General features: G+C 73.0%; 20 protein-coding genes and 1 pseudogene. 12 read left to right on the forward strand and 9 right to left on the reverse strand.

The features are described 5' to 3' along the window. Window positions 1-13: 13 nt before the first annotated feature. Window positions 14-145: a hypothetical protein gene (locus BBH68_RS43960; RefSeq protein ID WP_281182463.1), complete on the reverse strand. Its 132-nt coding sequence runs from the start codon at window positions 143-145 to the stop codon at window positions 14-16. A 235-nt stretch (window positions 146-380) separates the two neighbouring features. Between BBH68_RS43960 and BBH68_RS04700 the strand changes: the two genes are divergently transcribed. Continuing rightward, the gene (locus BBH68_RS04700) at window positions 381-1,145 is read left to right on the forward strand and encodes an alpha/beta hydrolase (protein WP_065959004.1); all 765 of its coding nucleotides are present in this window, start codon (window positions 381-383) and stop codon (window positions 1,143-1,145) included. A gap of 55 nt (window positions 1,146-1,200) precedes the next feature. Here BBH68_RS04700 and BBH68_RS04705 read toward each other — a convergent pair whose 3' ends face one another. Then, window positions 1,201-1,734, reverse strand: a complete 534-nt coding sequence (locus BBH68_RS04705) for an SRPBCC family protein (protein ID WP_065959007.1) — start codon at window positions 1,732-1,734, stop codon at window positions 1,201-1,203. 200 nt (window positions 1,735-1,934) lie between these two features. Here BBH68_RS04705 and BBH68_RS44420 point away from each other — a divergent pair. Together BBH68_RS44420 and BBH68_RS44425 are read left to right on the forward strand one after the other, a co-directional pair. Next, window positions 1,935-2,699 (forward strand): annotated as a pseudogene (locus BBH68_RS44420) (serine/threonine-protein kinase); the annotation flags it as partial. A 36-nt stretch (window positions 2,700-2,735) separates the two neighbouring features. After that, window positions 2,736-3,941 carry a substrate-binding domain-containing protein gene (locus BBH68_RS44425; RefSeq protein WP_425428775.1) on the forward strand — a complete coding sequence of 402 codons (1,206 nt, stop codon included), beginning with the start codon at window positions 2,736-2,738 and terminating at the stop codon, window positions 3,939-3,941. Between the two features lie 7 nt (window positions 3,942-3,948). Here the strand turns inward: BBH68_RS44425 and BBH68_RS04715 are convergent, their stop codons facing one another. From BBH68_RS04715 to BBH68_RS04725, 3 genes are read right to left on the reverse strand one after another with little or no spacing between them, the layout of a single operon-like run. Beyond that, complete coding sequence (locus tag BBH68_RS04715; RefSeq protein ID WP_065959008.1) at window positions 3,949-4,731, reverse strand: sulfite exporter TauE/SafE family protein; 783 nt, start codon at window positions 4,729-4,731, stop codon at window positions 3,949-3,951. 35 nt (window positions 4,732-4,766) lie between these two features. Further along, window positions 4,767-6,596, reverse strand: a complete 1,830-nt coding sequence (locus tag BBH68_RS04720) for a stealth family protein (RefSeq protein WP_065959010.1) — start codon at window positions 6,594-6,596, stop codon at window positions 4,767-4,769. Window positions 6,597-6,638: 42 nt separating this feature from the next. Continuing rightward, window positions 6,639-6,857 (reverse strand): hypothetical protein, encoded by a 219-nt coding sequence (locus BBH68_RS04725; protein WP_065959013.1) that lies wholly within the window; start codon window positions 6,855-6,857, stop codon window positions 6,639-6,641. Between the two features lie 243 nt (window positions 6,858-7,100). Between BBH68_RS04725 and BBH68_RS04730 the strand changes: the two genes are divergently transcribed. The 9 genes from BBH68_RS04730 to nirD all read left to right on the forward strand — a co-directional run bounded on the left by BBH68_RS04730 (window position 7,101) and on the right by nirD (window position 17,181). Continuing rightward, window positions 7,101-8,519, forward strand: a complete 1,419-nt coding sequence (locus tag BBH68_RS04730; RefSeq protein WP_076970987.1) for an ATP-binding protein — start codon at window positions 7,101-7,103, stop codon at window positions 8,517-8,519. Beyond that, window positions 8,519-8,965, forward strand: coding sequence for a roadblock/LC7 domain-containing protein (locus tag BBH68_RS04735; protein ID WP_065959016.1), 447 nt, complete (start codon window positions 8,519-8,521; stop codon window positions 8,963-8,965). Before BBH68_RS04730 ends, BBH68_RS04735 begins: the two co-directional genes overlap by 1 nt. Further along, the gene (locus tag BBH68_RS04740) at window positions 8,962-9,321 is read left to right on the forward strand and encodes a DUF742 domain-containing protein (RefSeq protein WP_065959019.1); all 360 of its coding nucleotides are present in this window, start codon (window positions 8,962-8,964) and stop codon (window positions 9,319-9,321) included. The genes BBH68_RS04735 and BBH68_RS04740 overlap by 4 nt, the downstream gene beginning before the upstream one ends. 148 nt (window positions 9,322-9,469) lie before the next feature. Beyond that, window positions 9,470-10,090, forward strand: coding sequence for a GTP-binding protein (locus BBH68_RS04745; RefSeq protein ID WP_079150811.1), 621 nt, complete (start codon window positions 9,470-9,472; stop codon window positions 10,088-10,090). Continuing rightward, a complete protein-coding gene (locus BBH68_RS04750) occupies window positions 10,087-11,343 on the forward strand; it encodes a cytochrome P450 (RefSeq protein WP_065959020.1) in 1,257 nt (418 codons plus the stop codon). The genes BBH68_RS04745 and BBH68_RS04750 overlap by 4 nt, the downstream gene beginning before the upstream one ends. Next, window positions 11,340-12,668: a cytochrome P450 family protein gene (locus tag BBH68_RS04755; protein ID WP_065959023.1), complete on the forward strand. Its 1,329-nt coding sequence runs from the start codon at window positions 11,340-11,342 to the stop codon at window positions 12,666-12,668. The genes BBH68_RS04750 and BBH68_RS04755 overlap by 4 nt, the downstream gene beginning before the upstream one ends. An 81-nt stretch (window positions 12,669-12,749) precedes the next feature. After that, on the forward strand, window positions 12,750-14,096 hold the full coding sequence (locus BBH68_RS04760; RefSeq protein WP_065959024.1) for an NAD(P)/FAD-dependent oxidoreductase: 1,347 nt from the start codon (window positions 12,750-12,752) through the stop codon (window positions 14,094-14,096). A gap of 2 nt (window positions 14,097-14,098) precedes the next feature. Further along, a complete protein-coding gene (gene nirB, locus BBH68_RS04765; protein WP_065959026.1) occupies window positions 14,099-16,741 on the forward strand; it encodes a nitrite reductase large subunit NirB in 2,643 nt (880 codons plus the stop codon). Then, the gene (nirD, locus tag BBH68_RS04770) at window positions 16,738-17,181 is read left to right on the forward strand and encodes a nitrite reductase small subunit NirD (protein ID WP_079150805.1); all 444 of its coding nucleotides are present in this window, start codon (window positions 16,738-16,740) and stop codon (window positions 17,179-17,181) included. Before nirB ends, nirD begins: the two co-directional genes overlap by 4 nt. Here nirD and BBH68_RS04775 read toward each other — a convergent pair. From BBH68_RS04775 to BBH68_RS04790, 4 genes are all read right to left on the reverse strand, one after another. Further along, window positions 17,164-18,399 carry a hypothetical protein gene (locus BBH68_RS04775; RefSeq protein WP_065959028.1) on the reverse strand — a complete coding sequence of 412 codons (1,236 nt, stop codon included), beginning with the start codon at window positions 18,397-18,399 and terminating at the stop codon, window positions 17,164-17,166. The genes nirD and BBH68_RS04775 overlap by 18 nt on opposite strands. A gap of 94 nt (window positions 18,400-18,493) precedes the next feature. Then, window positions 18,494-19,699, reverse strand: a complete 1,206-nt coding sequence (locus tag BBH68_RS04780) for a CU044_5270 family protein (protein WP_065959029.1) — start codon at window positions 19,697-19,699, stop codon at window positions 18,494-18,496. 1 nt (window position 19,700) lies between these two features. Next, entirely contained in the window at window positions 19,701-20,270 is a 570-nt protein-coding gene (locus BBH68_RS04785; RefSeq protein ID WP_065959031.1) for an RNA polymerase sigma factor, read from the reverse strand. A gap of 99 nt (window positions 20,271-20,369) precedes the next feature. Next, window positions 20,370-21,632, reverse strand: coding sequence for a beta-ketoacyl-[acyl-carrier-protein] synthase family protein (locus BBH68_RS04790; RefSeq protein WP_065959082.1), 1,263 nt, complete (start codon window positions 21,630-21,632; stop codon window positions 20,370-20,372). Window positions 21,633-21,657: the final 25 nt, after the last annotated feature.

Genomic DNA, 21,657 nt, shown 5'->3' on the forward strand with positions numbered 1-21,657 from the left:
GTCCGGGCGCCCGTCACTCGCGCCGGCCGCCGCGATCGGCGGTGAGGCGGGCCTCGAAGCCGTCGAGGATGGACCGCAGGCCGAACGCGAAGGTGTCGTGGGGCGCCGCGGCGTACGACCGGGTCAACCGGGTCGACCGGGTCAACCGGGTCGGGGGAGCATCCTGAACCGGGGGAGGCAGGGGCGGTGCCGGCGGAAATGGGGTTGGGCGGGCGGCGCCCGGCTGATAGCGTCCGGTTCACCGTGACGTCGTCCGAGGAGGTGAGACCCATGAACGCGGTAACCGTATGGGTGCTCCCCTTGTTCACCACGGTCGGCGACTGACATACGCGTCGCCGGGAGCGCCTCGATCGCAAGGCACTCCCGAAAGGCAACACGCTATGTACTCTCTTCAGTTCACCTCCGAATCCTCGTCGAACGGCATGCGCGAGCGCGACTTCACCGTGGGCGAGGTGCCCGGGGTCCTCTGGTCGCCCCTGACCGCCGCCGACCGCGCGCCTCTGGTGCTGATGGGCCACGGTGGCGGCACCCACAAGAGGTGGCCGGCGATGACCGGCCGCGCACAGCGCCTCGTGGCCGACGGCGGCTTCCACGTCGCCGTCATCGACGCGCCCGGCCACGGCGACCGGCCGCGCACCGCCTACGACGAGCAGGAGATCGCGGAGCTCTACCGGGCGCGGGCGGCGGGCGAGCCGGAGGGCCCGATCGTCGTCCGCTACAACGCCCAGCTGGCGGAGCGCGCCGTGCCCGAGTGGCTGGCCACCCTGGACGCCCTCCAGGAGCTGCCGGAGATCGGCACGGACGGGCCGGTCGGCTACTTCGGTCTCAACATGGGCACCGCGATCGGGGTCCCGCTGGTGGCGATCGAACCGAGGATCACCGCGGCGGTCTTCGGTCTCCACTGGCCCGACGCCCTGGCCGAGAAGGCGAGGCGGATCACCGTCCCGATCGAGTTCGACATGCAGTGGGACGACGAGCACATCCCGCGCGAGTCCGCTCTCGCGCTGTTCGACGCCTTCGCCTCGAAGGAGAAGACGCTGCACGCGAACACGGGCGCCCACAAGGAGCTGCCCAGGTTCGAGGCCGACAGCGCGGTCCGGTTCTTCGTCCGGCACCTCGGGGCCTCGGTCGCCGCGCCGGTCTGACGCGAGCGGTGGCGGCGCCCGGCCGAGCGGGTCGGGCGCCGCCGTCATGGCCTCGTCATACGGCTCGGTGGCCCGGGACGACATCGCAGACCATCGCCCCGATGGTCGACTTCATGTTGTGGCGTAGCTGGTCCAGCCGCCCCTGGAGGATCGCCGCGGCGTTGGCGGGGTCGGCTCGTACGGCCGCGCGGGCGCCGCTGTCGCCCGGGCCGTGCGTGAACGACTGGCGGACCACCGTCTGCACGGGCCGCACGGCGGGGCGCAGGTCGTAGCGCCAGGCGGCGAAGGGTTCATGGGTCTCGGGGTCGCCGCCGTACACGTCCCAGCCGAACGCGTACGGCGCGGTGGCGGCGGTCACCACGCACAGCACGTGGGTGACCAAGCCGTCCGGAAAGCGATTGCGGGCCTCGTACCGGGCGCCGACCTCCGGTCCGGTCCAGCCGTCCAGCCAGGCGGCGTAGGTGCACTCGGGGCTCCAGTCGCCGTATCGCGACAGGTCGGTGATCACGGGCCAGAGCTCGTCGATGGGCACGTCGACGAGCAGTTCCACCTCGGTGTGGGCGCCGGTGACGCCGAAGTCTTCGTCCATGTGGGGGTAGACCGGCCGGGCGACGGAAACTCATCGCGGCGCGGGTCAGCCCCGGGGCGCGGGAGTGGCCCGGTCGTGATCCGTCGGCGAGTAAAGTGCCTGAACCCAGGGCCCGTAGAGGAGCCGACGGGTGGTCTGCTCGTTCTGGACCGTGACCAAGGGGGAGAGTGGCCGTGACAGGAAACGCGCGGCCGGGCCAGGTGATCGGGGGCCGGTACCGGCTGGTCTCCCACCTGGGCTCGGGCGGATTCGGGCGGGTCTGGAAGGCGCACGACGAGACCCTGCGGCTGGACGTGGCGGTCAAGGAGTTGTGGCTGCCCCCGGCGGCGTCCGAGACCGAGCAGGCCGAACGGCTGGCGCGCGCCGCGCGTGAGGCCCGCAACGCCGCCCGGCTGCGCGACCACCCGAACATCGTGGGGGTTCACGACGTCGTCATCGAGGACGACCGCCCCTGGATCGTCATGCGGCTGGTGGACGGCTGCTCGCTGGAGGAGCGGCTGGCCGAGCGCGGACCGCTGTCGGTGGAGGAGGCCGCGAACGTCGCCGAGCGGCTGCTGCTCGCGCTCGGCGCGGCCCACGACGCGGGGATCGTGCATCGCGACGTCAAGCCGGCCAACGTCATGCTCGCCGCCAACGGCGAGGTGCTGCTCGCCGATTTCGGGATCGCGGTCCACCACGCCGACACCGCCCTGACCGCCACGGGGGCGGTCATCGGCTCGGTGGAGTACATGGCCCCCGAGCGGCTGCGCGGCACCGACGGGCTGGCCGCCGGCGACCTGTTCTCGCTGGGGGTGACGCTGTACCAGGCCGTCGAGGGCGTCTCGCCGTTCCGCCGGGACACCCCCACCGGGTCGCTGACCGCAGTCCTGTTCGACCAGGCGCCGCCGCCCCGGCGGGCCGGGCGGCTCGCTCCGCTCATCACGGGGCTGCTGGAGAAGGACCCGGACCGGCGCCCGACCGTAGCGGCGGCCCTGGCCTCGCTCCGCTCCCCCACAGCGTCCATGACCACGCAGACGGCTCACCGTCCGCCCCTGCCTCCCCCCTCACGCCCCCGGCGCAGGGCAGGGGTGCTCGTCGCCGCGGGGGCCCTGGTCCTGGCCTGCGTCGTGACCGGCCTGGTGCTGGCATGGCCGTTCGGGGGGTCCGATGACAAGACCGCCGGCAAGAAGACGGGCGGCAGCGGTAACAGCGGCGGCAGCGGTAACAGCGGCACCAAGGGCATCACCATCGGCCTGGCGCTGCCGACCAAGGACTCCCAGCGGTGGATCACCGACGGCACCGCCATGAAGAAGCAGTTCGAGGCCAAGGGCTACACGGTCGACCTCCGGTACGGCAATGGCGACGCCAACCAGCAGGCCACGCAGCTCGACAACATGATCGCCAAGGGGCACAAGCTGCTGGTGGTCGCCCCGATCGACAGCGCCTCGCTGTCCGGCGTGCTGGAGCGGGCCGAGGAGGCGGACATCAAGGTCATGGCGTACGACCTGCCGCTGTTGAACACCGACGCGGTCGACTACTACGTCAGCTTCGACAGCCGCGAGTCCGGCCGGCTGCAGGGCGACTCCATCGTCCGCAAGCTGGGGCTCGACAAGGGCGAGAAGGGCCCGTTCAACGTCGAGCTGTTCGCCGGCGCGGCCACGGACCCGAACACCCGGTACTTCTTCGACGGCGCGATGGACAAGCTCAAGCCGTACCTCGCCGACCACCGGCTCGTGGTCCGCAGCGGCCAGACCCAGCTGTACCAGCTCACGACCGAGCGCTGGGACGGCGCGGCCGCCCAGAAGCGGATGAGCGACCTGCTCAGCGAGTCATACGTCAAGGCCAGGGTCGACGCGGTGCTCTCGCCCTACGACGGGATGTCCCTCGGCATCCTCTCCGCGCTCAAGGCCGACGGCTACGGCTTCAAGAACCGTCCGTACCCGATCGTCACCGGGCAGGACGCGGAGCTGGCCTCGGTCAAGTCGATCAACAAGGGCGAGCAGACGCAGACCGTCTACAAGGACACCCGCAAGCTCGCCAAGGCCGCCGTGAACGCGGGCGACGCGATGTTCACGGGGGGCAGGCCGGAGGCCAACGCCACCACGTCGTACGACAACGGCGAGAAGCGGGTCCCCTCCCGTCTGCTGCGGCCGGTGAGCATCGACAAGTCCAACACCCGGCTGCTGGTGGACGAGGGCTACTACACCGAAGCCGAGCTGGGACAGTAGGGCCGGCTCACGCCAGCCACTGGTCGTACGCCAGCTTGCAGACCAGCGACACCACGACGACCACCAGGACCCCCCGGACGAACCCGCTCCCGCGCTTGAGCGCCATCCGCGCGCCCAGCATCCCGCCGCCCAGGTTGAACAGCGCGAGGAGCGCCGCCATGCGCCACAGGACGGTGCCCTGGACGGCGAAGGTGACGAGCGCGCCGAAGTTGGTGCAGACGTTGACGACCTTGGCCGTGGCGGAGGCGGTGACCAGGTTCATGTGGAGGGTGGCGACGAGGGAGATGACCAGGAAGGTGCCGGTGCCGGGGCCGATGAGGCCGTCGTAGAAGCCGATGCCGAGGCCGACGGCGAGGATCGCGGCGAGCACGCGCTGCCGGCTCACGGGGCCCGCCGGGGCCGGGGCGGTGCCGAAGGCCGGGCGGAGGAGGACGAAGGCGAGCACGGCCAGCAGGACCACCATGATCAGCGGGCGCAGGACGCCGCTGTTGATGCCGGAGGCGAGGAAGGCGCCCCCGAGTGCGCCGGCGAGGGCGGCCGCGCCGATGCGGGTGGCGAGCCGTATGTCGACCGGGGCCTTGCGGGTGTAGGTGATGGCGGCCCCGGTCGTGCCGACGATAGCGACCGCCTTGTTGGTGCCGAGGATGTAGGTGGGCTGGAAGTGCGGCAGTCCGACCAGCATGGCGGGCAGCAGGAGGAGGCCCCCGCCTCCCACCACGGCGTCGATCCAGCCGGCCCCGGCCGCGGCCAGGCAGAGCAGGAGCAACGTCACCAGCGATATGTCAGGCATGATCAGGAGCCTAGCCAGTGCGATGCGCCGGTTTATCAGCGCATCGCGCCCTTCTCGTACGGAGAGGGGACGGGGAAGTACGCGTCGAGGAACGGTCCGAGCAGGGCCTGCTGTGCGTCGATGTCCTGCTCGCCGGAGACGGTGTCGTTGAGGCAGAACACCTGGCGATCCCGGCGCGCCAGCAACGTGGCAAGCCGCGTCGCGGTGTCCGGGTGCGACAGGTCGAGGTAGGCGTAGCGGAGGCTGCCGGGCACCGCGCGGGCCGTGTGGAAGGCGTAGTAGTGGTGGAGCGAGGAGGCTATGGACAGATCCTCCATGCTGCGGAACGTATGGCCTGCGGTAGCCCGGTGACGGTCGGCGAAGACGGTCTCGATCTCTTCCAGGACGCTGCGCCGCAGCGGGTGCGGGGTGTGCTTCATCTTCTGAGTGATCACGGAGCCGAAGCGGGTCCGGAGCAGGGCCCGGTTGTTCTTCCCGGCGACCGAGACCGGCACGTCCTCCGTGGACGGCTCGCCGGGCGGGATCAGCGCGGGGGAGGGAAAGAACTTGGTCAGCCCATTGGCGTGGAAGAAGTCCTGCGGGGTGGTGGGCCGGCCGAGGAAAACGTCGTCGTTGAAGTAGAGGAAGTGCTCGGACAGACCGGCGATGTGATGCAACTGGCTCTCGATGGCGTGTGAGTTGAAGGTCGGCAGCACGCTCGGGTCGGTGAAGATCTCCTTGTGGCTGACCACCTGGAGCCCCGGGGCGTCCGGGTCCAGCCAGGACGGTGTCTGGTCGTCGGTCACCAGGAACACGGTGCGGATCCACGGCGCGTTCTGGTGCAGGGAACGCAGTGAGTAGCGCAGCTCGTCGCGGCTGATGAACCGCGCCGCGTTCGCGGCCTCCTCGTGGTACGCCTCCCCCGCGGCCTCGGCCCGGCGGCGCAGCCAGGCCGGGTCCTGGCCGTCGACCCAGGTGTAGACCACGTCGATGGGGAAGCGGATGTCATCGGGCCGCGGGGCGGCGAACTCCCGGCGGGTGCGCACCTCGGGCAGCGGGCGGCCCGCGGTCGGTGCGAGCCGGGTGAACACCGAGTCGGAGACCCGCTGCGGCGCGTCGCCGCGGGGCACCTGATCGGCCACCCGGTTCGGGCGGGGAGCGAGCAGCCGGTCTCCGTCCGCGGGCCAGAACTCCACGTCGCAGCCGTGTTCGGGGCCCAGCACCAGCCGACCGGTGGGGTCGCTGTGGTACCAGGTCATGCGGATCACCTCCGCCGTGGCGAGCTTCTGCCAGGGGGCGGGGTCGAAGCCGGGCTCGGAGGAGCGGGGCGTACGGGCCCGCCCGTCCATGGCGGAGACATAACCGGGCAGGTGCGCGCAGAGTTCGGCCAGGGCATCGAGGACACGGGAACGGTCCTCGGCCGGTGCCGCGACCACGGCGGAGCCGTCGCGGACACCGCGCACACAGAAGTAGTCCACGTGCGCCGCGTCCAGGGCCCCGCACACCGCGGCCAGGTTGTCGCCGCGCGCCTGCAGCGGCGAGACGGTCTGGCGGACCAGAGTGACCTTGGGGACACCCCGCACGCTGTGCAACGCCCGGTCCGGGCCGGTGAGCAGGCCCCCGAGGCGCCGCAGTTCGCGGGCGGCCCGTACCCGGCCCACGCCGGACGCGGACGTCGGTAGGGCGGCGAGGTGCCGCTTGACCTGCCTGCGCAACTCGGGGGAGAACCGCCGGGCGAGCGCTCGACGGGTGCCGACCGGCAGACTCCGCCGGTAGACGCCGACCCACCAGGACGTCTCGGGGTTCTGCCGAAGGAGCGCCGCCGCTTGGGCGCTCCACGGCGAGTCCTCGGACGGCGGCGCCCCTGGCTCGGATTGCTTCTTCACGTGTCCTGACCTCTCGGAATGATCTGCATGTGGGACCGGGGGTCAGCCGTCGACGTCGACGGAACCGCAGAAGACACAGGTGTGGAAACCGTCCTCCGAGGCCTCCGACAACCGTGTCCGGCCGCAGTCGTCGCAATGGCGGACGGGCCAGTCCTCCGCTTCGCCGAATTCGTCGTCGGCCGATGCGGGGAACCCCGTCCAAAGCCGAACCCGGCTGGTCAGACGAGTCAGCGCCGCCATCGAGCAGCGGAGGATGAACACCGCGGACACCTTTCGTCGCACAGACCGGTCACCGTTACTTGCCTGATGGGAGGAAAAGGGTTCACGGGCACCACCGGCTGACCGCTTCGGCTGCGCAAGGTGCGAGACGAGACTCTGACTGCTCGCCGCCGTGCAGAGCCCGTAGGCCGAACGTGGAAGTTTGACAACTACCGGACACAACTGATCAGTTGGTCAGTAGTATCTGCCCGTTCTTGGCCGCGTCCCGGGTGGAGGTGCAGGAAGGTGCTGTCGGGGACGGTGGCCGTCATCGTCGTCGCGTCCGTATCGCTGGTACTGACGCTGCTGCTGGCCTCGTTATGGGCCGCCAAGCTGCGCAGAGCGGTCGCCGAGGCGCGTGCGACGGCCGAGCGGGAGCGGGCCGTCGCCGCTGAGGCGCGGGCCGACGCGGAGCGGGAGCGGGCGGCGGCGGAGCGGGAGCGGGCCCTCGCGGCCGAGCGCGGCGAGGAGGTCGCGCGGCTGTCCGCCGTGCGGGCCGAGCTGGACGAGACGGCCCGCCGGGAGCGGATCCTGCGCGACTCCGTCCAGGCGTCCTTCGAGTCCGTGGCCCGGAACATGCACGCCATGGCGGTGGTGCAGCAGCAGGTCCTGGACGGCCTCGAGCAGCGGGTCGACGAGCCGGCCGTGATGGCCGAGGTGATGAAGGCCGACCACGCCGCGGCCCAGATGACCCGCAAGGCGCAGACGCTGATGGTGATGTGCGGGATCTGGCCCGCGCGGCGCGAGACCCGGCCGGTGACGCTCTTCGACTGTGTGCGCGGCGCGCAGTCGCGGATCGTGGAGTTCGAGCGGGTGGATGTGCACGGCGGGCAGACGCTGTACGCGGTGGCGCCCGCCGTCGAGGGCCTGATGCACGCGGTCGCCGAACTGCTGGAGAACGCCACGGTCTTCTCCCCCTCCCGCACCCAGGTCGCCGTCACCGTCCGGGAGGTGGCCGCGGGCGCGGTGATCGAGATCGACGACGCCGGACTCGGCATGCCGCCCGATGTGCTGGCGCAGGCCGTGGCCCAGCTCCGGGAGGGTCTTGACCTCGCGCAGCTGGGGGCCGTGCCGCGGCTGGGCCTCGCGTGTGTCGGGCGGTGGTCGCGGGAGCTGGGCTTCGGTGTGGAGCTGTCCACCGCGTCGGCGTACGGCGGGACGCGGGCGGTGGTCTTCGTACCGCACCGGCTGCTGACCGAGCCCACGGGCGAGGCGCCGGGCGTGGGCGCCGCGGTGGACGCGGAGCCGGTCGTCGTCGAGACCGCGGTCGCCCCGACCGCGCCGGCCCGCGCCGGGGCCGACAAGGGGGCCGGATACGGGGCCGGTGGCTCCGGGGCGGGCGGGCTGCCGCAGCGGCGCAGCCGCCGCCGTCCGGCCCCGAAGCCGCCAGGGGGCGGGGGCGGAGCCGGGGGCGGGAACGGGAACGGAGCCGGGGACGGGGCCGGGGGCGAATTGGCTCCCGCTCGCACCGATTCCGCCGCGGGCCCGTGGACCCCCGAGGCCGCCCGGGCCTCGATCGCCGACGTCGTGTCCGGCACCCGCCGCGGACGCGCGGAAGCGGCTGACACACCACGGAACGCGGACCGGCAGGACTGGCAGGACTGGCAGAACCCACAGCTCCAGCAGGACCGACAGGACCGAGCGGATCGAGAAGGAGGCCGGTAGTGGCCGGAACCATATCCAGACTGCCGGACGTTGGATGGATGCTGCGTCCGCTGACGCAGATCCCGGGCGTGCGGCACGCGGTCGTCGTCTCGGAGGACGGTCTGCGCATGGGACACGGCTCCGCCGAGGGGCTGACGGGCGAGGTCCCCCGGCTGGACGTGGCGGAGGCCGAGTCGCTGGCCGCCGCCTGCGCGGCGCTCACGGTGACCGGGCATTCCACGGCGGCGCTGTTATTCGGGGGCGAGGCGGGGGTGCGGCAGCTGATGGTCGAGTCGGACCGGGGGTTCGTGCTGCTGACCTCGGCCGGCCAGGGCGCGTCCCTGGGGGTGGCCACCGATACGGAGGCGGACGTCGGCTTGGTCGCCCAGCAGATGCAGCTGCTGGTGGCGAAGATCGGCGCCCATCTGAGCAGCCTTCCCCGGGAGCCGATGAACCCGGCGTCATGACCGAGCCCCGAGAGGAACGGACCACCGCGGCCGTGCGGCCCTATGTGATCACACGTGGCCGCGCGGGTTCCTCACGGGCGGAGTTGCCGTGGGAGACGCTCGTCATGGCCTCGGGGAGCGTGCCGCCGCCGGATCTCCAGCCGGAGTACCGGCGGATCGTCGACTTCTGCCAGGGCCTGCTGTCGGTGGCGGAGGTGGCCGCGCACCTCGGCCAGCCGCCGACCGTGGTGCAGGTGTTGCTGGCCGATCTCATCGACTGGGGGCACATCGTGGCGCGCCCGCCGGTCCGGGTCGTCGAGCGTGCCGATATGGACTTGCTGAGAAAGGTGCTCCATGGGCTTGAGAGCAAGCTCTGAGATCGCGGACGGAGCGGACGACACAGACGACACAGGCGGAACGGACGACGCAGACGGAGCAGACGACGCGGATGACACGGATCACAGGGACGGCGCGAACGGCGCGAACGGCGCGGATGACATGGACGGTGTGGACGACGTGGACAACATGGACGACGTGAAGGACACCGACGACGCGGACGATCTGTCCGACACACCCGTCATATACGTGCAGTCCAGCGTGTCCGGCGCGGCCAAGATCCTGGTCGTCGGCCCCATGGGCGTCGGCAAGACCACGCTGATCGGCACGGTGTCGGAGATCAAGCCGCTGTCCACCGAGGCGACCATGACCCAGGCGGGCGCCCGGCTCGACACCGCCGTGCGGCCGTCCAAGGTCACCACCACGGTCGCCCTGGACTTCGGCCGGATCACCCTCGGCGGCGAGCTGGTGCTCTATCTGTTCGGCACCCCGGGCCAGCAGCGCTTCCTCCCCGCGTGGAAGGACCTGGCGCGCGGCGCGCTGGGCGCGCTCGCGCTGGTCGACACCCGGGACCTGGAGGCGTCCTTCGACGCCATCGGGCATCTGGAGGACCTGGACGTCCCGTTCTCCGTCGCGGTCAACGCCTTCCCCGACAGTGTGCTGCACAGCGAGGACGATCTGCGCTCCGCGCTCGACCTGCTCCCGCACACCCCGCTGGTCATCTGTGACGCGCGGGAGCACAAGTCCTCGGTCCAGGCGCTGATCTCGCTGGTCAGCCATCTCATAGAGACCGCCACGGAGGCGTCATGAGGGCCGCTGGGACGGCTGGGGCCGCGACGCCCACCCCGGTCCCGCTGTACGGGCCGACGCTGCGGGGCGACATGTCCGCGCTGTACGAGCGGATGCGCCGCGAGCACGGCCCGGTCGTGCCCGTCGCCATCGCCCCCGGCATCGAGGCGTGGCTGGTGCTCGGCCACCGCGAGCTGCTCCATATGACCCGCGACGAGCAATACTTCTCCCACGACCCCCGGCGCTGGACCCCGCTGCGGGACGGCCGCGTGCCGCCCGACTCGCCGCTGATGCCGATGGTCGGCTGGCGTCCGGCGCTGCTGTTCGCCGACGGCCAGCAGCACCGCCGGATGCGCTCGGCGGTCGCCGAGGCGCTGGGCCGGCTCGACGGGCACGAGCTGATCCGCATGGTGCGGTCCACCGCCGAGCGGCTCATCGCCGGCTTCGCGGACCGCCATGAGGCGGATCTGGTGCCGCAGTACGCGCGGCTGCTCCCGTTGCAGGTCGTCACGCAGATTCTGGGCCTCGACGAGGAGAGCGGGCCGCGGCTGGTCGAGGCCATCGCCGCCGTGGTCGCCCCCACCGCCGCCGCCACCGGCGCCAACCGGCGCATGGGCTCCATCCTGCTGGAGCTGATCGAGCGGAAGAAGCGGCGGCCGGGCGCGGATGTGACGTCCTGGCTGCTGGGGCACCCGGTCGGGCTGAGCGACCAGGAGGTGCTGCACAACCTCGTGGTGATCATCGTGGCGGGGAACCAGACGACCGTGAACTGGATCGCCGACACCGTGCGGATCCTCCTCACCGACCCGGGTTTCCGCTCCTCGCTGACCCGCGGCCACCTCACGGTGGACGACGCGCTGGACCTGGTGCTGTGGCGCTATCCGCCCACCGCCAACTTCCCCGGCCGCTACGCCACCCGCGACCTCCGCTTCGGGGGGCAGCACATCCGCGCCGGGGACATGCTGATCCTGGGCCTGGCGGGGGCGAACGCCGACCCGGAGGTGCTGCCCGAGAACGGGCGGCCGGTCGTCGGCAACCGCTCGCACCTCGCCTTCAGCGCCGGCCCGCACACCTGCCCGGCGCAGGACCCGGCGCGGCTGATCACCCGGACCGCCGTGGACACCCTCCGGCACCGGCTGCCGGACCTCGAACTGGCCGTGCCGGAGGACCAGCTCTCCTGGATCACCTCGCCCTGGTCCAAGAACCTGGCCGGGCTGCCGGTGCGGTTCACCGCCCCCCAGCTCGCGGCAGCAGACTCAGGAGACTCGCCATGACCGACGGCCGATGCCCCGTACCGCACGCCGCCCCGGCGCCCCACCGGCTGGACCCCACCGGGGCCGGCCAGCACACGGTCAACGAACGGCTGCGGGAGCGCGGGGCCGCCGTCCCGGTCCTGCTGCCCGGCGGGGTCGCGGCCTACGCCATCACCCGCCACGGCGAGCTGAGGGACTTCGTCGCCCACCCCGACGTGGCCAAGGACGCCCGCCACTTCGCCGCGCTGCGCGACGGTGAGATCCCGCCCGGCTGGCCGCTGGCCACCTTCGCCACCGTACGGGGCATGACCACCGCCGACGGCGCCGACCACCGGCGGCTGCGGTCCCTGGTGACCCGCGCCTTCACCCCGCGCCGGGTCGAGGCGCTGCGCCCGGCCGTCGAGGAGCTGACCGCCTCCCTCCTGGACCGGCTGGCCCAGGCCGCCGCGGCCGCCCCCGACGGCGTGGCCGACCTGCGCCGCCACTTCGCGCTGCCGCTGCCCATGGGCGTCATCTGCCGGCTGCTCGGCGTCGACCCCGAGCACCAGGACCGGCTGCACGCCCTGTCCAACGACATCGTCGGCACCCGGACCGCCCCCGAGCGCGCTCTGGCGGCCAACCGCGAGATGCTGGCCGTCCTGGGCAAGGTGGCCGCCGCCCGGCTGCGCTCCCCCGGGGACGACCTGATTAGCGCGCTCATCGCGGCGCGCGAGGAGAACGGCGACCGGCTCAGCGAGGAGGAGCTGATCGGCACCCTCCTGCTGATGATCATCGCCGGGCACGAGACCACCCTCAACCTGATCACCAACGCCGTGCGGGCGCTGTGCGCCCACCGCGACCAGCTCGAGCTGGTGCGGGCCGGCGAGGCGTCCTGGGGCGATGTGGTCGAGGAGACCCTGCGCTACGACAGCCCGGTCAGCTTCTTCCCGTTCCGCTACCCGACCCGCGACCTGCCCGTCGGCGACACGGTGATCCCCCAGGGCTGCCCCGTCCTCGTCTCCTACACCTCCGCCGGGCGCGACCCGCGCGCCCACGGCGCGGACGCCGACCGCTTCGACGTCACCCGCCCCACCCGCCCGGACGCCGCCCGCCACCTCTCCTTCGGCCACGGCGCCCACTACTGCCTCGGCGCGCCCCTGGCCCGGCTGGAGGCCACGGTCGCCCTGGACGCGCTGTTCACCCGCTACCCCGGGCTGGACCTGGCCGTCCCCGACGAGCAGCTCGTGCCGCACCCCAGCTTCGTCGGCAACAGCCCCCAGGAGCTTCCGCTGCGGCTCGGCGACCCGGCGCCGGGGCCGGGGCCGGGGCCGGGTTCGGGGCCGGGGTCGGGGGCTCACAGCGGCTGAGGGGGCGCGCTGAGGGCAGCGTTGCTTCGGGGAAACGGCGGTGATGCGGCCGGGTAACAGCCACCCCGCAGGCTTCCTGGCATGAGGGCGAACAGGGAGCCGGACAGCCGCCACCGGGTGGTGGTCGTCGGCGGCGGCATGGCCGGGACCCGGCTGGCGCAGCAGCTCGCCGCGACGGCCGCCGAGGGCGGCGTCGAGGTGACGGTCATCGGGGAGGAGCCCCACCCGGCGTACAACCGGGTGCTGCTCGCCGAGGTCCTCGCCGGGCGCTACGCCCCCGACGTCATCGCCCTCCCCGCCCCCGCCGCGGCCCGACGCCTCGGCGGGGTGCGCGCGGTCCGGATCGACCGGGACCCGGGCGAGGTGGTGTGCGACGACGGCCGCCGCGTCCCGTACGACTCGCTGGTGCTGGCCACCGGCTCCAACCCGGTGCTGCCGCCGCTGCGCGGACTGTTCGGGCCCCACGGCCACGAACTGCCGGACGGCGTCCACGCCTTCCGCACCATGGACGACTGCCTGGCGCTCGCCGCCGCCGTCCGCCCCGGCGTGCGCGCCGTGGTCATCGGCGGCGGCCTGCTCGGCGTCTCCGCGGCCCGGGCCCTCGCCCAGCGCGGCGCCCAGGTGGTCCTCGCCCACCAGGGCGAACACCTCATGGAGCGGCAGCTCGACGCGGGAGCCTCCGAGGTGCTGCGGCGCCATGTGGAGACGCTGGGCGTGGAGGTCCACACGGAGTGCCGGGTACGGGGGCTGCGGACGCGGCCTCCGGAGGGCGGCGGAAGCACGGCGGACGGCGGCGGGAAGGCGGTCGGCGGGAGCGCCGTGAGCGCCGTGAGCGCCGTGGAACTGGCGGACGGATACGCGCTGGAGGCCGATCTCGTCGTCCTCGCCTGCGGGGTCCGGCCGCGCGTGGGCCTGGCCCGCGCGGCGGGACTCGAGGTGGCGCGCGGCGTCGTCGTGGACGACGAGCTGCGCACCAGCGACCCGCGGGTGTTCGCGATCGGCGACTGCGCGGAACACGACGGCGTGCTCTACGGCCTGGCCGGCCCGGCACAGGACCAGGCGGACATGCTGGCGCGTGTTCTCGGCCACCGGGCCGCACACGGCCACGAAACCGGCCCCCGCTACAAGGGAAGCCGCACCCTGACCCGCCTCACGCTCGCCGCCGCGCACAGACCCCTCGGCCTCGCCCCCCTCGACCTCGCCGCCTTCGGCGAAACCACCCCCGCCCCCGGCGACGACGTCGTCCACCTGGCCGACGCCACGCGGAACGCGTACCGCAAGGTCGTGGTCCGCGGTGACCGCCTCGTCGGCGGCATCCTGCTCGGCGATCTCGGCAGCGTCGGCGCGCTCGCCCGCACCTGGGAGGGTGACGAGCCGCTCCCCTCCGCCCCCTTGCTCCACCTGCTGACCAACGATGGAGGCTCCTGACGATGAGCGCACCCAAGAACGCGCCGAACCCCGACACCGCCACAGCCGCCACCGCCCCCACCATCGTGCTCATCGGCCACGGCATGGTCGGCCAGCGCTTCCTGGAGGCCCTGGCGGAGCGGGGCGTCACCGAGCGGGCCCGCGTCGTGGTGCTGTGCGAGGAGCCGCGCCCGGCGTACGACCGCGTCCAGCTCACCTCGTACTTCGCCGGGCGGACCCCCGAGGACCTCTCCCTCGTGGAGGACGGCTTCATGGCCCGGCACGGCATCGAGCTGCACCTGGGGGACCCCGCCGAGCGCATCGACCGCGCCGCGCGCACGGTCACCGCGCGCTCCGGGCTGACCGTCGCGTACGACACGCTGGTGCTGGCCACCGGCTCGTACCCGTTCGTGCCGCCGGTTCCGGGCAAGGACAGCCGGGGCTGCTTCGTCTACCGCACCATCGAGGACCTGCTGGCCATCGAGGAGTACGCCGGGAACTGCTCGTCCGGCACCGTGGTCGGGGGCGGGCTGCTGGGACTTGAGGCGGCGGGCGCGCTCAAGGGGCTGGGGCTGACCACCCACATCGTGGAGTTCAACCCGCGGCTGATGGCACTCCAGGTGGACGAGGGCGGGGGCGCCGCGCTGCGCCGGACCGTGGAGGACATGGGCCTGATCGTGCACACCGGTGTCGGCGGCAAGGAGATCACGGCGGACGCGGACGGCGCGGTCACCGCGATGGCCCTGTCCGACGGCTCGTCGATCGACACCGACCTGGTGGTCTTCTCGGCGGGGGTGCGCCCGCGCGACCAACTGGCGCGGGACTGCGGGCTGACGGTCGGCGAGCGCGGCGGTGTCGCGGTGGACGAGCGGTGCCGCACCAGCGACCCGGCGGTGTACGCGATCGGCGAGTGCGCGCTGGCCGCCGACGGCCGGGTGTACGGGCTGGTGGCGCCGGGCTACGAGATGGCTCAGGTGGCCGCCGACGACATCGCGGAGACGAGTGCCGCGGGCGAGGGCGGCTTCACCGGCGCCGACACCTCCACCAAGCTGAAGCTGCTGGGCGTGGACGTGGCCTCGTTCGGCGACGCGCACGGCACCGCCGAGGGCTGTCTGGACGTGGTGTACTCCGACTCCCGCGCGGGCGTCTACAAGAAGCTGGTGATCGGCGCGGACGGAGCGCTGCTCGGCGGGGTGCTGGTCGGCGACGCCGAGGCGTACGGCATGCTGCGGCCGCTGACCGGCTCGGTGCCGCCGGTCGCCCCGGAGCAGCTGGTGCTGCCGGCCGGGCTCGGGGCACCGGCCGCGATCGGCCCCTCCGCGCTGCCGGACGAGGCGGTCATCTGCAACTGCCACAACGTCACCAAGGGCGCCATCCGCGCGGCGGTCACCGAGCACCGGTGCACCACCGTCCCGGAGGTCAAGAAGTGCACCAAGGCGGGCACGGGCTGCGGCAGTTGCGTCAAGGCGCTGACCACGCTGGTCAACGACGAGCTGGAGGCGAGCGGCGTCAGCGTCGACAAGGGGCTGTGCGGCTGCTTCTCCTACACCCGGGCCGAGCTGTACGAGATCGTCCGTACGCTGCGGATCACGTCCTACGCCGCGCTGCTGGACAGCCACGGCCGGGAGGAGGCGCGCAGCGGCGACGGCTGCGAGGTGTGCAAGCCGACCGTGGCGTCGATCATCGCCTCGCTCGCGCCGACGGTGGGCGCCAGCGGCTATGTCCTGGACGGTGAGCAGGCCGCGCTGCAGGACACCAACGATCACTTCCTGGCGAATCTCCAGCGCAACGGCTCGTACTCGATCGTGCCGCGCATCCCCGGCGGGGAGATCACCCCCGAGAAGCTGATCGTCATCGGCGAGGTGGCGCGCGACTTCGGCCTCTACACCAAGATCACCGGCGGGCAGCGGATCGACCTGTTCGGCGCCCGCGTGGACCAGCTGCCGCGGATCTGGGCGCGGCTGGTGGACGCCGGGTTCGAGTCGGGGCACGCGTACGGCAAGGCGCTGCGCACCGTGAAGTCGTGCGTCGGGCAGACATGGTGTCGCTACGGGGTGCAGGACTCGGTCCGGATGGCCATCGACCTGGAGCTGCGCTACCGGGGGCTGCGCTCCCCGCACAAGCTGAAGTCGGCCGTCTCCGGCTGCGCGCGCGAGTGCGCGGAGGCGCGCGGCAAGGACTTCGGGGTGATCGCCACCTCGAACGGCTGGAACCTGTACGTCGGGGGCAACGGTGGCGCGGACCCGCGCCACGCGGACCTGCTCGCCCAGGACCTCGACGACGAGCAGCTCATCCGGCTCATCGACCGGTTCCTGATGTTCTACATCCGCACCGCGGACCGGCTGGAGCGCACCTCCGCCTGGCTGGAGCGGATCGAGGGCGGGCTGGACCACGTGCGGGACGTGGTGGTGGACGACTCGCTGGGCCTGTGCGCCGAGCTGGAGGCGCTGATGGCCGAGCATGTGGCGGGCTACCGCGACGAGTGGGCCGAGACCCTGGAGGACCCGGAGCGGCTGCGGCGCTTCGTGTCCTTCGTGAACGCGCCCGGAGCGCCGGACCCGACGGTGCGGTTCGTGCCCGAGCGCGACCAGATGAAGCCGGACCTGACGATCCTGTCCGGCCCCGGCATCCCCGTCCGTACTCTCGAAGGGACTGCAAGCCGATGACCATGGCACTCGAGCGGACCGCGGTCCGCGTGGAACTCCTGATCGACCGGCGGTGGTTCGCCGTGTGCGACCTCGCCGACCTGACGCCGGGGCGCGGGGTGGCCGCGCTGCTGCCGGACGGGGCCCAGGTCGCGGTCTTCCTGGACCGCGCGGGGCGGGCGTACGCGATCGACAACCGCGATCCGTTCACCGGGGCGTATGTGCTGTCGCGGGGGCTGCTGGGGTCGGCGGGCGGGCGGCCGTTCGTCGCCTCGCCCCTGCTGAAGCAGCGCTTCGACCTGGAGACGGGGCGGTGCCTGGACGACGACGGGGTCGCCGTCCAGGCGTACCTGACCCGTACCACCGGGGGCCCGGTCGAGGCCCTCGGCCCGGGCCTCGGCGCGGACCTCGACGCGGACCTCGACGCGGCCCTGGGCGTGGTGTCAGCGCAGGTCGCGTGAGACCACGATCCCGCACATGACGGGGTCGCTCGCGCAGCCGGCCGTCCCCACGGCGAACACGCCCTTCGTCCCGGGGACGCCGGCGATGCCGGACACCGTGGACATCTCGCTGTGCTCGGTGACCCCGGCGGGCAGCCTCTCGGTCGCCCACGCCGTACCGGTCCAGCGGGACAGCACGGCGTGGCGGTCGCCCGGGGCCCAGCCGGAGATCCACAGCTGCCCGGCGCCGTCCACGCCCGCCGCGTTCGTCTCGTCCACGGGCAGCGCGGGCAGCGACTGCCAGCGGCCGCCGCTCCAGCGGACGGCCATGGTGGCCTCGGGCGCCTGCGCGTCGTTGGTCTTGCCGAGGACGTAGACCGAGTTACGGCCGGTGGCCACGGCGTGGTTGGCCACCCAGCCGGTCGGGTGCCCGGCCGGGGTCGGCACCTCGCGGACCGTCCAGCCGCCGCCGTCCCAGTGGTACAGCAGCGGTTCGGACACCTCGCCGGTCACGGCCTCGGCGGTGACCCACACGTCGTCCGGGCCGGTCCCGGTGATGTCCCAGGGCTGCACCTGTCCGCCCCCGGGCGCGGCGGGGAGGGACACCTTCTGCCACCGGGAGCCGGTCCAGCGCTCCAGGCGGAAGTGGTAGGCGTTGCCCGCCGGGTCCCAGTCGAAGCTGGTCAGCCAGGCCGACCTGGCCCCGAAGTGGGCGATGTCGGCGACGAAGCTCACCCATCCCTCCGGGGGCGCGGCGTGGTCGACCTTCGTCCACTTCCTGCCGTCCCAGTGCTCCAGCAGGACCGGCGTGGTGGTGTTGTCGATCACCGAGCCGGCCGCCCATGCGTCATCGGGCGCGGCGGCGGCGACCTTCTCCAGCTGCGCGGCCTTGCCGCCGGTGGAGGCGGGGGCCACATCCGTCCACCCGCTGCCGTTCCAGTGCTTGATGACGGGCGCGGCGCCCTCGTCACCGTCCGTCCTGCGGCCCACCGCCCAGGCGTCCCCGGCCCCGGTCGAGGCGACGTCCCAGAACTCCGTCGAGACGGTCTCGCCCATCGGCAGCCGCAGCTTCCAGGGGGTGGCGGTGGCGGCCGTGGGGGCGGGGGTGGCGGGGCCGGTCGCGGTGGCGGGCGCGGCGCTCGCCTGGGCGCCGACCGTGCCGAGTGCGACCGCGCACACCGCGACCGCCCTGCGAAGCCGCGTCCGGCGGGTTCCGGGTCGCCCTGCGGTTCTGGCCATGGTGCTCCTTCTGCTCGGTTGGTGTTCTGCTCGGTTGGTGTTCTCAGAAGGAAATGGCCGCCGGCCGACGGTTCTTACAGCTCGCCTCGACCGGTCACTCGGGTTGCTCGGGGGTCTTCAGCTGCCGGTCCGTCCACTCCGACGTCACCGTGGCCGTGTAGTTCACCACCGTGCCCGCCGTGAGCCCCGCCTCGGCGGCCTTCGCGTCCGGCTCGGTCAGCACCTCCTGGTCGGACAGCAGGGCCCCGGTGGCCGGGTCCACGATCAGCTCCGACCGTGCCGTCCCGTAGTCGGGCCGGTCGGTCGCGGGCAGGGCGAAGCCGGCTCCCTTGCGGCCCAGCGGGTCGGTCACCTCGCCGAGCGACCGGATGCCCGGCAGCCCCGCGATGACCCGGTACGCGGCGGCCCGGACCTCGGCCCTGACCGGGAGGTTGATCAGGTTGGCCGCCTGCCGCCACATCCACTCGGTGCGGCCCCGGATCTCGCTCCCGCCGTCCTCCTCGTACAGGTCCGCCAGCACCTTCTCCAGCTTCGTGCTGTCGCCGGGGAGTTTCCGCAGGTCCTCGTAGGTCACATTGCGCGGGCCGAGGGCCGCGATCCGGTCGCCGCTGTTGATCCGGTCCACCATCGGCCGCTTCCTCGCCCCCACCTCCATCCGCAGTCCGAGCCGTCCGCCCTTCCCGGAGTGGGCGAGCGTCAGCTCCTCCGGCGATCCGGCGGCCCGCCAGCGCGCCTTGTCGCGCTCGGTACGGGGCCGGGTGGTGGCGTCGATCCCCGAGACCCACAGGCTCCGTGTGCCGGGCCGCACCCCGAAGGACCACCGCTGTGTCTCGGAGGAGACGACCGCGAAGAGCGAGCCGGAGTGGTCGACGACGCCGACCCAGGCCGACCGCGTGGTCGTCTGCCAGTACGTGCCCTCGTCCGCCGCGCGATCCACCCGGGCGGCCACGTTCAGCAGCGCGACGCGGCCGTTCTCGGGGGTGTGCCGGGGACTGCCGGTGGTGGGTCCGCCGGTGGCCCCCGAGCCGTGGGCGTCCCGGGTGTCCGAGCCGCCCTGCGGCAGGGTGGCGACGAGCACCCCCGCCACGGCCGCCGTCGCCGCGACGGGCAGCGCCCACCGCCACGTGAACGGCCGTACGGACCGGGCGGACCGGGGGCCCTCCGGTCCCTCCGGGGCGCCGGCCAGGATGGCGATCAGATCGTGCCGGGCGCGTTCGGAGCCGGCCAGGTGGTCCGGGTCGAGCTCCCGGGGCCGGGCGTCCGCCAGCGTCTTCATGACATCGGGCCGCTTGCGTGCCATGTCAGTGCTCCTTCGCTGTCACTGTCGGGCAAGAGTCACGAGAGACACGGGGAACGCGGGGAACGCCGGGGGCCGCGCCCCCGATCGCGTCCACCGATCGCTCGAGCCGCCGTCTGGCCCGGTGCAGCCGCACCGAGAACGTGGCGGTGGAGCAGCCCAGGACCCGGGCCGCCTGTCGCGGGCCGAGCCCGTGCCAGGCCACCAGCGTCAGCACCTCGCGGTCCGCGTCCGACAGCCCGGCCAGCGCCTGCAGCGCCGCCGCCCGCTCGGTCACCCCGGCGGCCACGTCGTCCACCTGGGCGCCCGAGGTGATGACGCGCTGCGCCTCCGCCACGGCCAGGGCGTACTGCCTGCCGTCGCGGCGCCGCAGCTCGCGGGTCAGATTGCGGGCCACCCCGAGCAGCCACGGCAACGGCTGCGCCGGGACGTCCCGCATCCGCCGCCACGCGACGGTGAAGGTCTCGCTGGTGATGTCCTCACCGATCTGCCGGCCCACCAGGCTGGTGGCGTAGGCGAGCACACGGGGATGGCACTCCTCGTACAGGGTCCGGAAGCGTTGGGCGTCGGTCACGCGCCGTCTCCTCATCTCGGCTCTCTCACCAGGCAGTGGTCGAGGACCGCGATTTCTTACACCCCGGGGAGAATGTTTTTCGTGGGCGCGTCGTGTGGGTCATGGTGTGGTCGAGACCGTTCGGGACGCGTGGTGCCGGGCGCTGGTGACGACGAGTGAGACGTTCTGCCCACCGAAGCCGAAGGAATTGCTGAGCACGGCCTCTTGGGGGACGTCTCGTCGCTCTGCGACCACATCGAGGTCGATGTCAGGACCGACGCCGGCCGTGGTGAGGTTGCGGGTCGGCGGGATGACGCCGTGCTCCACGCTGAGGACGGCGATGAGCGCTTCGATCGCGCCGGCGGCGCCGAAGAGATGGCCGAGCGCCGCCTTGGGCGCTGTCACGGTGGCGCGGCCGAATACCTCCCGGATCGCGTGTGCCTCGGCGATGTCTCCGACCGGAGTCCCGGTGGCATGGGCGTTGATGTGGCTGATCCGCTCGGGAGCCAGGCCGGCTTGCGCGAGGGCCTTCCGCATGGCCGCTGTCTGTCCGGAGCCGTCGGGAGCGGGCGCCGTGATGTGGTGGGCGTCGGCGGCGATGCCGGCGCCCGCGAGTGCCGCGTGGACGCGCGCGCCTCGGGCGCCGGCGTGCTCGGCGCTTTCGAGCACCACGACAGCCGCGCCTTCGCTGAGGACGAATCCGCTGCGGTCCGCGGCGAACGGCCGTGACGCCGAGGCGGGCTCGGCGGTGTGCCGCGACAGTGCTTGTGCCTGGACGAAGCCGGCGACGGTGACCGGGGTGATCGCGGCCTCGGTCCCGCCCGCGATGACCACGTCCGCCTCGCCGGCACGGATGAGCCTGGCCCCCAGGGCGATCGCCTCGGCACCGGAGGAGCACGCCGAGACGGGCGTGTAGACCCCGGCCCGCGCGCCGTATTCGATGCTGATCAGCGCTGCCGCCGCATTGGGCATGAGCATCGGGACCATGCGTGGCGAGACGCGCCGTGTCCCGGCCGCCTCCAGTACGTCGTCTTCCCTCAGCAGCGTCCGGACGCCACCGATGCCCGTGCCGATCGCCGATGCGAGCCGGTCCGGGTCCACCTCCGGGGCGCCGGCATCGGCCCAGGCTTCAGCCGCCGCGGTGAAGGCTGCCTGCTGCGAGCGGTCGAGCCGCCTGGCCCGCACCGGCGGCAGCGGCTCGGCGGGGTCGATCGCCATGGTGCCCGCGACGGTGTCGGGAAGGCCGGTGTCCTCGTGGCCCGGCAGGACGCAGCGGCGGAGGCCTGACTCGCCGGCGAGCAGGGCGTCCCAGGTGGACTCGACGTCTCCGCCAAGTGGCGTGATCGCGCCGAGTCCGGTCACGACGACTTCAGTCCCGTGCATGCCCATGAACCTTTCTTGTATGCCA

Source organism: Streptomyces sparsogenes (assembly GCF_001704635.1).
GTDB lineage: Bacteria > Actinomycetota > Actinomycetes > Streptomycetales > Streptomycetaceae > Streptomyces > Streptomyces sparsogenes.

Coding starts and splice junctions, on each gene's coding strand:
- BBH68_RS04700 (WP_065959004.1), top strand. CDS start 381: ATGTACTCTCTTCAGTTCACCTCCGAATCCTCGTCGAACGGCATGCGC.
- BBH68_RS04705 (WP_065959007.1), bottom strand. CDS start 1,734: ATGGACGAAGACTTCGGCGTCACCGGCGCCCACACCGAGGTGGAACTG.
- BBH68_RS44425 (WP_425428775.1), top strand. CDS start 2,736: ATGACCACGCAGACGGCTCACCGTCCGCCCCTGCCTCCCCCCTCACGC.
- BBH68_RS04715 (WP_065959008.1), bottom strand. CDS start 4,731: ATGCCTGACATATCGCTGGTGACGTTGCTCCTGCTCTGCCTGGCCGCG.
- BBH68_RS04740 (WP_065959019.1), top strand. CDS start 8,962: ATGACCGAGCCCCGAGAGGAACGGACCACCGCGGCCGTGCGGCCCTAT.
- BBH68_RS04745 (WP_079150811.1), top strand. CDS start 9,470: ATGGACGACGTGAAGGACACCGACGACGCGGACGATCTGTCCGACACA.
- BBH68_RS04750 (WP_065959020.1), top strand. CDS start 10,087: ATGAGGGCCGCTGGGACGGCTGGGGCCGCGACGCCCACCCCGGTCCCG.
- BBH68_RS04755 (WP_065959023.1), top strand. CDS start 11,340: ATGACCGACGGCCGATGCCCCGTACCGCACGCCGCCCCGGCGCCCCAC.
- BBH68_RS04760 (WP_065959024.1), top strand. CDS start 12,750: ATGAGGGCGAACAGGGAGCCGGACAGCCGCCACCGGGTGGTGGTCGTC.
- nirB (WP_065959026.1), top strand. CDS start 14,099: ATGAGCGCACCCAAGAACGCGCCGAACCCCGACACCGCCACAGCCGCC.
- nirD (WP_079150805.1), top strand. CDS start 16,738: ATGACCATGGCACTCGAGCGGACCGCGGTCCGCGTGGAACTCCTGATC.
- BBH68_RS04775 (WP_065959028.1), bottom strand. CDS start 18,399: ATGGCCAGAACCGCAGGGCGACCCGGAACCCGCCGGACGCGGCTTCGC.
- BBH68_RS04780 (WP_065959029.1), bottom strand. CDS start 19,699: ATGGCACGCAAGCGGCCCGATGTCATGAAGACGCTGGCGGACGCCCGG.
- BBH68_RS04790 (WP_065959082.1), bottom strand. CDS start 21,632: ATGCACGGGACTGAAGTCGTCGTGACCGGACTCGGCGCGATCACGCCA.